Here is a 13069-nt window from a genome sequence, read left to right on the forward strand (position 1 = left end):
AATGACCTATTCCAAAAGGGTGGTAAGCAGATGCTTACTTATTTCTTCTAACTCTTTCTAATTGTGCTTTACCGAAATTGACAGCCGCACCACTTAATGCCTTCATTCCAGTTTCCACTACCCATAGAATTCCGAACGACATTACGAAACAAATTCTGATTGCTTTCGATAAGAATTGATCGCCGTAATCAAGGTATGGTGCGCTTACGCCTAGGAATTTTCCTATGCCTTTTAAAGCGCCTAGTGAATATCTAAGTGAACCAAAACTGACAGCCATGAAGCAAACGTATGAAACGAACATTACGGTCAAGCTGTCTATGATTGCGCTTGCTGAGCTACTGAATTCTGAACCGACGCCTTTTGCAATCAACGGTGAAATTATTTTGTCAAGCTGTGCAGTCATTTCCCAATTCAATGTGTACACGATTAAAATGATTGTTCCCATAACGAACGTTGATAAAAATAACGCCCATAATGTGCTTACCATTGTTAATAGATTGTCCTTGTCATTGTATTTTGCCCAAGCGTATAGGGCGAAAGCACTGGAAAGAATGAGCATCAACGAATAGACAATGTACAGTGTGTACATAATCACGAATGGACCAATCATCGCGAACGGAATTAAGAATTTCATAACCATCGCAAACACATATCCGAATCCCGCTATGTAAAGCATGAAATCTGAGAGACCTGACATTAAAGAGCCAGCTAACTGAAAATAGTTAGATTTTACAGAATTCTGTTTTACTTTAGTGACGTGCTTTGAAATTCCTGCGCTTTCGTCTTCGTCAGCGATTTTCTTCTTCAGTTTCGATTTCTTGTTGTTGCCAAATTTGGTTGCGCCCATTGCAAGCATTTTAATACTCACACCAAAATAGATAATATCAACCATCGTCTCTGATATTTTCTGCCCGTAGATTTGAAGGCAGGTTACAGGGTGAAGAGACGTTTCTCTGCACTTATCAAATTCATTTTGTGGGTTTTCGAATCCCATAATTGTTGCTGCTTCGAGATCGTTGTTTTGCAGGCTCGCTGTGTAGTCGTTCTCGTAAAGCTTCTGCATCATTGCCTGAGAATCCCTTAACGTTGGTGAACCAACGTCAGGAACGCTCAACGTGACTTCACGAATGTATTTGCTTAGGTTGAACGCTCTTGAAGCATATCCATGCTGAACCGCCCATGCATCATCGACGTAATTATCTAGAGCCTTGGATTGCAATGTCATGATAGGACTTGTGATTGCAAATTGGCTCTGTGATGTAGATGTGAATCTTGAAGCGTTCCAAATTCCCGGCAATGCAAAGAAATAGGCGAATGGTCCTTGTTGAAATGTTTCTTTCATTTTTGTTAACAAGTCTTGATTGAAATGAGATTCAGCGTATTGGTCGTTAATTTTCATACGTACATCATAATATTCCTTTTGCAAAGCTTCGGTTTTCTCCTTGACTTGTTGAGCGTAGAATTCAGATGTGTTCTGACCCAATAATTTCCAATCAGCACTTACGCAATCGGATATGCCCGAATCATTACCTTTACCATTGTGTGCATCGATGAATAATTGAGAAGCGATTTGAGTGCTCTTGTCTTTGGAACAAGCGTAATTTATTTTGAGCAAAGCTATCTCATCAGCTTTTTTCATCCATTCCTTGAACCGGATTTTCATGATATTCGCTTGTGCATCGCGATAGAAAATCTCAGTGGCATCATTTGCGATTTGAGCGTAACCCGCTTCATTGTTAAAGAATGATGTGGTTTTAATGTCACTTCTCAATTTTGCCGCTTGTGCAGATAATCCTTCAATGTCGCTGAATGGACGGTACGTTTTGTTGTAATTTATTGCTGATAAATAAGCCAGAGTTTTTCCGAGTGATTCAGGATTTGCAGCAAAGGTGATGGGATCTGCTTTCCACATCACTTGGTTGGGATCTTCGATAAATCTATGCTCAAAATCTATTCCGAAATTATCGTTTGGTTGCCACACATCATCAGTTGTAAGTCTTGGTTTCCATCCAGTTGTTTTATCTTGTTTGTTTTCTATCTCGCTGTTGAATGCTGATGTTGCAGAAATAACGACAGACGTATTTATTATTCCCGCAATTGTTGAGCGCACTGAATAGTACACATAACTGTTCTCCATCGCCTTTTTTTGTTGTTCCTCGGTTTGGTCTGGTGTTGTCGTTTCTACGCCGCCAGTCAAAAGAAGGTTGAAATAGGTGGACATGAATTCGCTTGAAAAGGTCAAGTCACTCATGAAACTGAAATTTGAGAAGAAGTCATAAACACTGAATGCGTCATCATGACCATCTTCGCTTTCGTTTCCATAGAAGCCGGGAATGAAACATAAAACCCCTGAAATTATTGCTAGAAAAGATAACCAGATGTTAAATCGTGCTGGTGTTCCGTCCTCTTGCTTTCTCGTTTCGCCAGTCATTAGAGAATGTACGATTTGATATATTGATGGGGCAAACATCAAGGAAGTCATGAACAATGCAAAACCATAGATGAGGTATTTCATAGTTGCAAAATGTTCAACGTTTTTCTTATTCATGTTTTTTTGATCTTCTGACAATTGAACCTGAATGTCTGAGTATCTTGAATCATTAACTGTCTTTTCGATGAGGCTTGTGAAACCCGCTTGACCCATAAAGGATATTCTAATTAGTTGAGTAATGTTCTGTGGACACACATCTGAATTGTAGGGCTTGATTGATTTACCATCGTCAGACAATCCGCAATCTGCTGGTTTGGTATAAGCAAATGCTGAACCTGAGAGAATCATTAAGGGAAGAAAAAATAAAGGGAAAAGACGTTTCATATGATTATATTGTTTATCTGCTTATCATTATAACATTTGGTGCTTCCTCAAATGAGCGATAGAGCCATTCCCAAAATCGCAGATTTTGAGTGAACTGGATTCTCGTCGTGATGGATGGTTGTGCCGTCACACGATGGACCTGGCTGTACGTGTGGTTCGTGTTTGTAGGGCAGGTGGTAGAAGCTTACAATCCAGCCATTCCAGCATTTTGAGACTCCAAAACGTATGTCCCACCTCGATCCCATCGCACTGTTCACGCTTGGTGACTTCAAGACAGACCTTCTCAAACTCCTGAACGGCTTCCGCTTCATCTATCTGTGTGAGCAGTCACCAGAAGGCGTGTACGTCGTTCAACTCGATAAGGAGAAGAACCTTGTGAATGACGACAAGCAAGGCTTGTCCGTGTCGCTGGGAGATCTCAAAGCGAGCGTGAAGGAATCGCGGGATGGTGGACGCCTCGAGGTTCGTTTCCGTGCGGTTGAGGTCGATGTGTACGGCACCAGTGGATACGCCACTGTGAGCGTGTCTGAAGGTCAAGGCGTGGTGTTCAAAGAGCTTCAGAAGGTCGTGATGGTGTTTGGTGCCCATGCAGCCATCGAAAGCGGCATGACTACGGTACTCAAAGGTGCGATCTCGAAAGTAGCGAAATGGCGGAAAGGCGAACTGACCTTCAAGCCGAACTGACCAGATCCGTCACATTGGTTGGCTCTCGCACACGTTCAGCAAGCGCCAATCCCAATTATTTTTTCAAAACGTTTTAATCGGCTTGCTTCCTCCTGATCGATTCCTTCTATCAGGATTCTCCAGTTTTGCTCAAAAATCACAATCGAAACTTCTGGAAAATCTTTAAATTCTTTTAAAGATAACCCTCAAACTCAAGTGGCTTAAGGCTTGTAGCCATTTAGCGGTTTTGGTACTCACTGTGAAAAAACCAATAATCCTTTTTAAAGATTTTAAGAGAAAATAAAAGTTGCTTTTTTGAGTGATTTGGTCGTTTGACAAATAAATTGGATTTGATATCGTTTGTCTCGTCGAAAGCAATCACGCTTTCAAATATGTGCATTACCTGAAACCTTAAACGTTTCTAAAAGTAGTTTTAATCAACGCTACATTGCACGCCCAAGCAGTAACGCTGCTTCGCTCTAACATTCAGTTATAGCGCAAAGAATATACAAGCATGGCAAATCTTTATCGTAATGAAGTGGTTTTGAAAGGTACTGATGCTTCTATTCACTCATTCATTAATAAGTATTTCAGTGTTGAGCAAGAACAAAAATTCATCGATTTTGAAAAATTTCTCTCTTTGAATGGAAAGCAACCAAGACAGATATGGCATTCAGACAGCGAGGCTTTTCATTTCGAGGTTGTGCGCGCCGAAAGTGGTATTTTTAAATTCCGTTTTGACACAAAAACCTGCCCTCCGACGGCTATTTTCACAGAAATCACTAAACTCAAGCCAGATTTTAAAGAAGTGATTATTACTGCTTGCTGTGAACAATTATCCGAAATTTTCAAAATCGAAGCTAAGCAAAGCCTGTATATCACTACGCTGCAGTGGGGTGATCAAAGCAAATTGAGTCGGAAAATCATCAAGAAAATTGCTGCTGATCTTTGGGGTTATTCCAAGCGCCCAAATCTTGAAGAGCAAGGTTTTGTTCATGTAGGTGGTGGGCAGTACATGAAATTTCACGCTGGTATCGGTTTTGACGAATTATATCCTCGTTTTAAAAAAGCCTAAGTATCTATACTTGCTTCATCTATTGGCAATAGTTGGAATTATTAAATTCCTTAAAAGGCTAATTTAGAGAATAGCGGTAGTAATAATTTTTAATGTTAATGGGTGGGTTTGAAATGGGTACAAGAAAAAGTGAAGCAGTAGATTTTGAATTCGTCAGCAGTGAAGAATGTGAAACTGAATTGACATCTTATAAAGCTTCCTTTCCGATTTTTGCTGGATTCAACAATAGAACTTCAGGGTGGATGACTCATCCAAAACGAAAGCCTGTCTATGAAATCATCTCCCGATTGATCTTTGCTACGTGGAATGAGTCTTTGAGACTGGATAATGATTGTTGCGATGTGGCAGTAAGATCTCGCTGCAATGAAATCTTTGAAAAGTATTTTCGGCGCAGTGTTCAGGATTTGGAGTTCGTGAAAATTCTTAAAGGCTTTAAAAGGATTCATAGAGAATCTTTGCAAAGCTACTCAAGTAATTAACAAGTAATTGTGTGGGGAATATCTATCAGCAATTCCGCTGATAGGCTATGAGGTTCAATTAATGGGAATTAATAATGTAGAACAATTTCAGCAATTCGCTGATTTCGTAAAGTTGCATGGTTGTAATATCTTCGTTTCGAAAGGTCGTGGCTTTTGTACGGATATTAAGGAATGGGCTGTGCATAATGATTTAAGTTCGGTCATGATTTTTATTACTCCAGAAACTGCTTTGGGTTTTACGCAAAATAAAATGTGCGTTCGTTATTGGGACTGGCTTTATGGGGCTGTAATGGATATTAATGAAGAAGATATTGAAAGTATTGCGGTTAATGAGAAATCCGTCGAGTTTGTTTTCAGAGGCGATTATCTCTCCCTTTATTTTTATGTTGGGTGACTGAGCAATACCTGTCAGCAATCCCGCTGGCAGCAATGAGGTAAATAAAAATGGAAGAATTCTATTCGCTGTATGAAGACACTATGAAATGGTTTGATGATAAGTATCTACAAATAGAGCTATGTCGAGAAGTAAAGGGTAGCGTAGCGAGCCTCGGGTTCGTTAAGGAAATAAGGTTAAGAAAGGGTCACATTGAATACGAAACAATTAACGGATGTTTAAGTATAGAAGCTTGGAAAATCCATTTAAAAAGCGAATTTGAAGAATTTCTAGAATTCGAAACGGAGCTATATAAGTATAGGTGTTTCGGATATACGGAATATTCAGCAAAAGGGGTTATTAATGAAGTGGATGATTTTGCTGAATCGGAAGATGTTTGGTCACTGAGTTTTTATCAGACACATCAAAAGTGCTTTCCTTTTGAAAATACAAAAAGCAAAATAAGGTCTGCCAAGTAAATTTGTGTTTTTCAAAATGGTATAATTGTTGGAATGGAGGCAATTCAGTTTTCATAACAGAAGGTAAATAAATATGAGTGCAAGATTAACGAAAGATGAGAGAAATGAATTGATTAACGAAGCAATGAAAAGCTCGATTAGATTCAATGCTGAGCAATCATGTAACACTATTGATGGAGGATTTGCTCTTTCGCATCAAGGATTTTATGCTAGATACGCAAATGATAAAGATAAAATAATTAAAGCTGCTGGTATAGATCCTTCAAGAGTAACGCCAAAGGAAAACATTGAGAATATTCTGATAGCGCAGGACATAATAATGACAGTCCGTAATGAGCCTAAATTTTTCGCTTTTCAAAGGCAAGTTGAGCAAGGTCATTTAAGTATTGATATTTCGACGCCCGTTACATCAATTAAATTCAGTGAAGAAATTGCAAGCTATGTCGGCAGTTCAAAAGCTTTAGAGATTGGCAAGACGGTTAACAGTAATGGGACAAAGGATTTAAACTTCTATGTACCTGCTTTACAAGAATCCGGTGGCAGACCAGACATTGATTCAGCTTTATTTGCTACATCTGAATATGTTGTTGATGTATTAGATGACATTAAAAAGAAAACTGAGTTAAAACAGATAGAAAAACCTGCAGTAAAATCCAAACTCAAAATGTGAGAAATTCAATGCGACATAAACAGACCGCCCCCCCAAAGGCGGTTTTTTTTGGTCCGAAATAAAGCCCAATCAAGGGCTTTATAATGATGAATCAACCCTTGGATTTCGACGGGTCAGCACTCCGTGGGTAAGTCCGTTCTTCTTGAATGGTTCCGTCTTCCTTATGAATTTTCAAAGAGGCAGTTTTGCCTTCAAGGAATTCAGTGGCAAGCTTGATGATTTCTGCCTTTGTATCACCGGTTTTGGAGGCTGGTTCAGCACCCTGCTTTTTGAGAATCCAATGGTCCCCGGATTTGGTGATGTGATAGTTATCCATTTCAATCTCCTATTTTTTGAGTCCAAGCTTTCGACGCATGTCAGCCGTAATAGTTTGCTTCGTTTTCGCGTAATCTTTCCATGGGTCATCGCCTAGCTGACCTAAACGCTCATGCAGGTTGTGGATGTTCCACACGTTCGCTCCTTTGATCTCATGAATTTCTTCTTTGAAAATCGGCACGGATACTGGCAAGCCTTCGCGTGTACGCGCTGCATAGGCATTGATGGTGGTCGCGCCTTTACCGTTGCGAAGGTAGTCGATGAAGATCTTGCCAATGCGGTTCTTCGGACCTAGAACGGCAGAAAAGCGGTCGGGAATCAGCTTCGCCATGTACTGGACGATTGCCTGACTGAAACGCTTCACGGTGTCCCAATCGTCTTTGGGCGTAAGAGGAACAACGACATGGATACCTTTGCCGCCACTGGTTTTGATGAATGACTTCAACCCCAATTCATCAAGGATGGTCAACGTCAGGGTGGTTGCTTCTACCATCGATTTCCACGGTAGGGCAGGGTCTGGATCGAGGTCCAACACGAAACGGTCAGGACGGTCCAAGTCTGGTGCTTGAGCATTCCAAGAATGAAACTCGATGGTGCTCATCTGCACTGCTCCAACGAGTGCTTCGGCGTTGTTGATGAGCATCACTGATTCACCTTCCACTGTCTCGATGCCGGGTATGGGAAGGCGCTCAACGTTCTTCTGAAAAAACAGTTCCCCGGCGATTCCTTCGGGCGCACGTACCAGTGCTATCGGACGGTCCTGTAAGGTCGGCAGAATCCAGTCCGCAACACTCACATAATATTCAGCCAACTGCATCTTTGTTGAGCCACTGGACGCATCAATGACCCTTTCAGGGTGTGTGATACGGATCTTGCCAGACGATGGTTCGGCGGCTTTCTTCGTGGGTTTTTTCTTAGGGGCAGGGGAAGGTTTTTTCTCAGCAACCTCACTTGCCGGCACAGGTGTTTCTTCTGTGATTTCCTTGGCTGGCTTGTCGTTTCGCAAGCCGTGGAAAACCGAATGACGTACCGAACCATCTTTGGTGATTTCGGCATATGCGACCTCTGCCAGTAGCTCTGGTTTGAGCCAGTGGACTCCTTTCGCATCAACACCTTTTGGTGGATTCACGACTGCAGGTTTGTCCGTCTCCAACGGTTGAAGCTGGGCATGGATGGTGCGGAGCGTACTGTCATTGAAGCCTGTGCCCACTTTCCCGGCATATCGAAGCTCGCCGCTATCCTTGTCATGTAAACCCAGCAGAAGCGCCCCAAACGACGTTCTAGAGCCTTTTGGCTCGGAGTAGCCGACTACGACGAACTCTTGGCGGTGCTTACACTTGAGCTTGATCCAGTCATCACTGCGGCGGGATACATATGTACTCCCTGCACGTTTTCCTATCAAACCCTCCATATTCATTTGACAGGCACTGGTCAAAAGGTCGCTCGCGTCTTCCCCGAAGTCCTCAGAGAACCTGATAATTTCGTCCTCAGACCGCTCTACAACCTTCGCCAATGCGGATCGGCGTTCCTCAACCGGCACGTCACGAAGATCCACGCCGTTGAGGTATGGCATGTCAAAAAGGTAAAAAACGATCGATCCGCTTTTGCCACTCTCGAAGGCAGTTTGGAGCATCTAGAAGCTGGGTACGCCGTTCTCATCCGCAGCAATCATTTCACCGTCGAGCCATGCCGATTCGAGTGCCAGGCTAGCGAGTGCTTCTGCCTGTTTTGGCATCTTGGCGGTCCAGTCGTGACCGTTCCGGGTGAACAGTTTCACGTCACCATTCTCGATTCGAACCATCATGCGGTAGCCGTCGAATTTGATTTCGTAGCGCCAATCACCAGACGGTGCAGTCTCTACAAGAGTAGCGAGCTGGGGTTTTATAATATCGGGAATCGGTGCCGGTTTCGCACCACTGAGCTTTGTGGTTTTCGCACGTTTGCGAGGTTGAGGAACCGTCTCTACCGGCTTGGGTTCTGCTGCCTTGCCACGCTTTTTCGGGATGATGGTGCGGTCACTCAGGACGGAATCAGGTAGCTCTTTCACCACGTCATAATCAGCCTCTGGCTTCGCTGATGAGTCCTGATGCTTGATGAGGAACCAAGGCTTGGATTTGCCTTCTTGATGGGTACGAACGAGGTTCCACAACCCTCCAAGTTTTTCACCTTCCAACTCGAATTTCAGCTTCCCTTTTTTATAAGATTCAACCGGGTCGCCAACGCATTTCCAGATCCCACGGTCCCAAACGATAACGTCACCAGCACCATAATGACCTTCGGGAATGTGACCCTCGAATGTGGCGTAATCCAAGGGATGGTCTTCAACCTCCATCGCTAGACGTTTGACCTGTGGATCGAGACTCGGACCCTTGGGAACTGCCCAACTCTTCAACGTATCTTCGATCTCAATCCGAAAATCGTAGTGGAGGCGAGTAGCGTCATGCTTCTGAATGCAGAACTGCAGGGCATGGTCTTCAACCTTCTTCTTGCGAGTCGCTTTCCTCGCTCCAGAAGGCTCTGGCGTGGCGTCAAAGTCACGTTTCTTGTTGTACTCGTCCAGTGCGTCAGTCATGACTAAATCCCTCCGTATCCTTCGTTTAAGAGGAATGCAGAGCGGCAGTAGTTCCAGCCAGCTAAGCCGATCCGTTAGGTGAAGCCTAACGGTCTGAATTTCTGCTCAATAGTGGCATCAGAATACTGTCATCTACGGAAGGTCTGACTCATGAGCAAAGACAGCAAAGCCCTTGTTGCCGGGATTTTTGACCAGCTTCGTATGCTTCGTGAAACAGTCACTGACCTTGAAACGGTTGACGAAAAAACGGTGGTTTCTCTACGTGGTGCGCAGACAGCAGATGTCGATGGTGCTGTTCATTTATCGTTCATGAAGCTTCAAGACCAGATCGCTGAAATGGAGGAAACCTTGGCGACGATTGCCGAGGCGACTGGCGAAATTTCCAAGCTCTAGGAGTAGGCTATGTGCGGTCGTTTCGTGATGTTCAGATCGATGGATGAGTACGTTCAAGAACTCGACCCTCAAGGAGATCTGTTTGCCAAAGTCGATAGGACTCCCATCGCTCGATATAATATTGCGCCTTCAACAGACGTGCAGGTCATGCACGTTGAGCCTGATGGACCTCAGATCCATGCTGTGCATTGGGGTTGGAAGCGTGAGGTTCAGTATCCGAAACCAAAGGTCGTTCAACCCATCAATGCGCGCATAGAAACCATTGCTCGAGGTCGGTTTTACAAGACTCTGTTCCCGGATCACAGGGCGCTCATTCCTGCTGATGGTTGGTACGAGTGGGTGCGTGATGACCTAGATGAAAAGAAAAAGCAGCCTTTCTTCATCCGACTGAAAAGCCACAAGCCGATGTTCTTTGCCGGACTGGCTCAGATCGAGGACGGTCCGTCTGTTGATGAGCCTGCAGGGATGGTGATAATCACTGCTGATGCTGCGGGTGGTCTACTCGACGTACACGACAGGAGACCGGTAGTCCTTTCCCCGGAGCTTGCTCGGGAATGGCTTTCGTCTGACATGACCAAAGATAGAGCAAAGGAAATCGCTAGGGATCGTGGTCTGCCACCTGATGAGTTCGAGTGGTATCCAGTCTCCAAAGATGTAGGTAATGTGCGCAACAAAGGCGAATATCTGATCAAGTCGATAACGTGAAATTAGGGAAGTGGAATTGAAAGGAATAACGGGTTCAGTTGCATTTTGCTTGGGAATGTTTTTCGTGAACCAAGCCAGCGCAGGAATTGAGACATATGATGAGGATCTGGCGCCTATCCACTTGGCGTATTTAAAAGGCTGCGATCATCCTGATCTATATGATAAGTATCTGAAAGCTTTGATTAGTGGTATGAATGTTACGCCATCATTTGATAAATCTAAAATGACTCAATATATGGATCATTTGCAAGCAAAGATGGAGAAGGAATATTATCTGCTAAATTATTATCATTACGATCAGTATGAGGCAGAAGGGCACGTTGGACAGAATATCTATCATTGGGCAAAGGATGATTGCGTAGACCAGACGCATAGGGCGCTTGAAGGTTGGGTACGGATCAACCAAATCACGCTAGAAATCTTACAAGCCCCTAAAAAACAAACCTCCAATAATCGAAATAAATGAAAGTGAAAAAGTCTTACGTTGTGAGGCTGGTAACATACACAAAGGGACTTTATAGATATGAAGCTGTTTTCAAAGATAATCGTTGTTTCCTTTAGCGCCGTTTTTTCTCTCCAAGCATTCGCACATGATATTAATTATTTCTACAGAGTAGCTGCTCAGACTGATCTTGCCAATCTGAAAGGGTGCGATATGGATGCGGAATATAAATCGTATTATTCAGTCCTAAAGAAAGGTTTGGAAGTCACGCCAAACGTTAATCACGCGAAGATTCCTCAATTCCTGAAAGATTTGGATAAAGCCGTTGCGATGGAATACAACCTGTCAGGGTACAAGCAATTCGATGAATACGAAGCAAAAGGTGTAAGTCCGAATCCGAGTCAAGTCGTGAGGGAAAGCTGTCCCGATGGTGTAAAAACTGCGCTTGAAAACAAAGCTGAAATCAACGAGCTAATTGCCCAAGCCAAATCGCGTTAGTAAATATATAGGCGAGGTGGTTTTCCCTGCTTTAACAAAAGACCGCTTCGGCGGTTTTTTAACTGGAAAAACAAGTGGACGTAAATGATATAATTTTAAGTAATAACAATTTGTATTAATCATGGTCAAAAAAATTGAAGTGTCACCCATAACAAATGAAGATGAATTTTCTGCCGCATTTAAAATCAGAGGAAAGCTTGTTAAGGTATTAATACGTCAAAGCGCCAATTGCCTAATTTTATCATTATTGGTATTTATGTTTTTTTTGACAAATTATACTGATTATATCGAATATTACGTTTATGAGTATGTGGTTATAGGTTGTTTAGTCGCATCTTTAATAGCCGCCCTTTCTGCTTTCCTTTTTGTGTATTTTTTTACAATAAAATATAGACCTTTTTTTGATGAAATAGAAAGGTACGTTAACGAAAATCCCGGTGTATTAGAACGTTTAGAAAGTCCACAATCAGAAAAGGATTTGAGCTTTTTATCTTCATTAGAAAAAGAGGAAGGTGCAAATTTGCAAAATATGGATACAAGGATAAGAGGTAGGGAGTGAAACCTTTATAGATACCATTCCCCCAATGACCGTCACGCTGAAGGCAGGTACGTACACCAGAGCTTCTTGTCTTCAGCGTTCCTTCCGGGCTTCCAGTACACGTCGCCAGACAGCTCGTTAGGCACTTTGTAAACGATCTTCGTGTTGAGCTTGATGAGTGGATTCAGCGACCTCATACGAATGCCATAGCCATCACTCATGATGGATTCGGTGGTGTCGAATTTGTAGTCTTTGTCGTCCATGCTGATAAGCAAGCTGCCTTCTACTGGAAGCCTGCCTTCGTTGTCTGTGTTCTTAAACGTCGCATTCACCGTGACGAATCGCGCATCAGGGTCCGGCTTAACGGTTGTGAAGCGATTGCCGGTGTCAATGGATTTGCTGACCGTGCAGTCATTCACTGTCACATCGAAGTAGCCGACCTGCCCGTGCATAGCATTTTGCTTCGCTTGAAGGTTCTTGAGATAGCTTGCTGCATAGGTGTTGTACTGGTTGGGCGCTGTATCACCTATCGCCGCTACGCGGCAAATCAGGATGCCATAGGTCTCCTTACTCCATTTATGGTCATTGAATTGGCGTCCAACATCATCGTTGGATGTCTTAAAATCACGGTATATTAGCTTTGCTAGACTTGGAACCTTAACCAGCTCCTTGAGCTGCAATACATTGGCGTTGAAATCTTCCCCTTTACGCAGCTTGTAGTAATCACCCAGAAGAGTCTGATTTCCTAGCGCAAACCCTAGGATTTCTGATGTCATCAGGTTTTTCTGCATCGAGAACATGTAGTCACTTTCGGCTTCCGAGAGATTCGAGCCGTCGATGACAGTCGTCGCGCAGTCAGGCAGATCGCTTTTCTTCGTGACCTTTTTTGCAGTCGCTGCGGAGGCGATGCAAGGTGCTGAGAGGCAGATTAGCGCTATGGCGAGTCGGTTGCGGTGCATTTCAATTCCCTATGGGTCCGTTGTGCGCGAAGCCTATCCGCATGGCAAGTCGCTATCAACTGTTTTTCAATGGTAAATACAAGAAACTCGAAA

General features: G+C 43.3%; 14 protein-coding genes and 1 pseudogene. 11 read left to right on the plus strand and 4 right to left on the minus strand.

What is annotated here, in order from left to right:
• Positions 1-34 precede the first annotated feature (34 nt).
• Positions 35-2815, minus strand: a complete 2781-nt coding sequence (locus tag ABEH28_RS13150) for a hypothetical protein (protein ID WP_346630126.1) — start codon at positions 2813-2815, stop codon at positions 35-37.
• A 225-nt stretch (positions 2816-3040) separates the two neighbouring features.
• On the opposite strand from ABEH28_RS13150, the gene ABEH28_RS13155 reads away from it, so the two are divergent.
• From ABEH28_RS13155 to ABEH28_RS13180, 6 genes are all read left to right on the plus strand, one after another.
• Complete coding sequence (locus ABEH28_RS13155; RefSeq protein ID WP_346630127.1) at positions 3041-3499, plus strand: hypothetical protein; 459 nt, start codon at positions 3041-3043, stop codon at positions 3497-3499.
• A gap of 493 nt (positions 3500-3992) precedes the next feature.
• Positions 3993-4553: a hypothetical protein gene (locus ABEH28_RS13160; RefSeq protein ID WP_346630128.1), complete on the plus strand. Its 561-nt coding sequence runs from the start codon at positions 3993-3995 to the stop codon at positions 4551-4553.
• Between the two features lie 113 nt (positions 4554-4666).
• Positions 4667-5032: a hypothetical protein gene (locus ABEH28_RS13165; RefSeq protein WP_346630129.1), complete on the plus strand. Its 366-nt coding sequence runs from the start codon at positions 4667-4669 to the stop codon at positions 5030-5032.
• A 61-nt stretch (positions 5033-5093) separates the two neighbouring features.
• Positions 5094-5426, plus strand: a complete 333-nt coding sequence (locus ABEH28_RS13170) for a hypothetical protein (RefSeq protein WP_346630130.1) — start codon at positions 5094-5096, stop codon at positions 5424-5426.
• 50 nt (positions 5427-5476) lie between these two features.
• Positions 5477-5884: a hypothetical protein gene (locus ABEH28_RS13175; protein ID WP_346630131.1), complete on the plus strand. Its 408-nt coding sequence runs from the start codon at positions 5477-5479 to the stop codon at positions 5882-5884.
• Positions 5885-5957: 73 nt separating this feature from the next.
• Entirely contained in the window at positions 5958-6554 is a 597-nt protein-coding gene (locus tag ABEH28_RS13180; RefSeq protein WP_346630132.1) for a hypothetical protein, read from the plus strand.
• Between the two features lie 91 nt (positions 6555-6645).
• Here ABEH28_RS13180 and ABEH28_RS13185 read toward each other — a convergent pair whose 3' ends face one another.
• Together ABEH28_RS13185 and ligD are read right to left on the minus strand one after the other, a co-directional pair.
• Positions 6646-6870: a DUF2188 domain-containing protein gene (locus ABEH28_RS13185; RefSeq protein WP_346630133.1), complete on the minus strand. Its 225-nt coding sequence runs from the start codon at positions 6868-6870 to the stop codon at positions 6646-6648.
• Positions 6871-6879: 9 nt separating this feature from the next.
• Positions 6880-9441, minus strand: a pseudogene (gene ligD / locus ABEH28_RS13190) (DNA ligase D).
• Positions 9442-9591: 150 nt separating this feature from the next.
• Here ligD and ABEH28_RS13195 point away from each other — a divergent pair.
• The 5 genes from ABEH28_RS13195 to ABEH28_RS13215 all read left to right on the plus strand — a co-directional run bounded on the left by ABEH28_RS13195 (position 9592) and on the right by ABEH28_RS13215 (position 12038).
• Positions 9592-9834, plus strand: a complete 243-nt coding sequence (locus tag ABEH28_RS13195) for a hypothetical protein (protein WP_346630134.1) — start codon at positions 9592-9594, stop codon at positions 9832-9834.
• 9 nt (positions 9835-9843) lie between these two features.
• The gene (locus tag ABEH28_RS13200) at positions 9844-10539 is read left to right on the plus strand and encodes an SOS response-associated peptidase family protein (RefSeq protein ID WP_346630135.1); all 696 of its coding nucleotides are present in this window, start codon (positions 9844-9846) and stop codon (positions 10537-10539) included.
• A gap of 64 nt (positions 10540-10603) precedes the next feature.
• The gene (locus ABEH28_RS13205; RefSeq protein ID WP_346630136.1) at positions 10604-11005 is read left to right on the plus strand and encodes a hypothetical protein; all 402 of its coding nucleotides are present in this window, start codon (positions 10604-10606) and stop codon (positions 11003-11005) included.
• Between the two features lie 57 nt (positions 11006-11062).
• Positions 11063-11479, plus strand: coding sequence for a hypothetical protein (locus ABEH28_RS13210; RefSeq protein WP_346630137.1), 417 nt, complete (start codon positions 11063-11065; stop codon positions 11477-11479).
• A gap of 121 nt (positions 11480-11600) precedes the next feature.
• Positions 11601-12038, plus strand: coding sequence for a hypothetical protein (locus tag ABEH28_RS13215; RefSeq protein ID WP_346630138.1), 438 nt, complete (start codon positions 11601-11603; stop codon positions 12036-12038).
• Between the two features lie 32 nt (positions 12039-12070).
• Here the strand turns inward: ABEH28_RS13215 and ABEH28_RS13220 are convergent, their stop codons facing one another.
• Positions 12071-12976 (minus strand): hypothetical protein, encoded by a 906-nt coding sequence (locus tag ABEH28_RS13220; protein ID WP_346630139.1) that lies wholly within the window; start codon positions 12974-12976, stop codon positions 12071-12073.
• Positions 12977-13069: the final 93 nt, after the last annotated feature.

It is taken from the genome of Pseudomonas sp. Ps21-P2, from assembly GCF_039672565.1.
Taxonomy (GTDB): domain Bacteria; phylum Pseudomonadota; class Gammaproteobacteria; order Pseudomonadales; family Pseudomonadaceae; genus Aquipseudomonas.

Bases quoted from the DNA above. Each gene is read 5' to 3' on its own strand.
- ABEH28_RS13180 (WP_346630132.1), top strand. From the start codon at position 5,958: ATGAGTGCAAGATTAACGAAAGATGAGAGAAATGAATTGATTAACGAA.
- ABEH28_RS13185 (WP_346630133.1), bottom strand. From the start codon at position 6,870: ATGGATAACTATCACATCACCAAATCCGGGGACCATTGGATTCTCAAA.
- ABEH28_RS13220 (WP_346630139.1), bottom strand. From the start codon at position 12,976: ATGCACCGCAACCGACTCGCCATAGCGCTAATCTGCCTCTCAGCACCT.
- ABEH28_RS13165 (WP_346630129.1), top strand. From the start codon at position 4,667: ATGGGTACAAGAAAAAGTGAAGCAGTAGATTTTGAATTCGTCAGCAGT.
- ABEH28_RS13195 (WP_346630134.1), top strand. From the start codon at position 9,592: ATGAGCAAAGACAGCAAAGCCCTTGTTGCCGGGATTTTTGACCAGCTT.
- ABEH28_RS13215 (WP_346630138.1), top strand. From the start codon at position 11,601: ATGGTCAAAAAAATTGAAGTGTCACCCATAACAAATGAAGATGAATTT.
- ABEH28_RS13150 (WP_346630126.1), bottom strand. From the start codon at position 2,815: ATGAAACGTCTTTTCCCTTTATTTTTTCTTCCCTTAATGATTCTCTCA.
- ABEH28_RS13200 (WP_346630135.1), top strand. From the start codon at position 9,844: ATGTGCGGTCGTTTCGTGATGTTCAGATCGATGGATGAGTACGTTCAA.
- ABEH28_RS13155 (WP_346630127.1), top strand. From the start codon at position 3,041: ATGTCCCACCTCGATCCCATCGCACTGTTCACGCTTGGTGACTTCAAG.
- ABEH28_RS13160 (WP_346630128.1), top strand. From the start codon at position 3,993: ATGGCAAATCTTTATCGTAATGAAGTGGTTTTGAAAGGTACTGATGCT.
- ABEH28_RS13175 (WP_346630131.1), top strand. From the start codon at position 5,477: ATGGAAGAATTCTATTCGCTGTATGAAGACACTATGAAATGGTTTGAT.
- ABEH28_RS13210 (WP_346630137.1), top strand. From the start codon at position 11,063: ATGAAGCTGTTTTCAAAGATAATCGTTGTTTCCTTTAGCGCCGTTTTT.
- ABEH28_RS13170 (WP_346630130.1), top strand. From the start codon at position 5,094: ATGGGAATTAATAATGTAGAACAATTTCAGCAATTCGCTGATTTCGTA.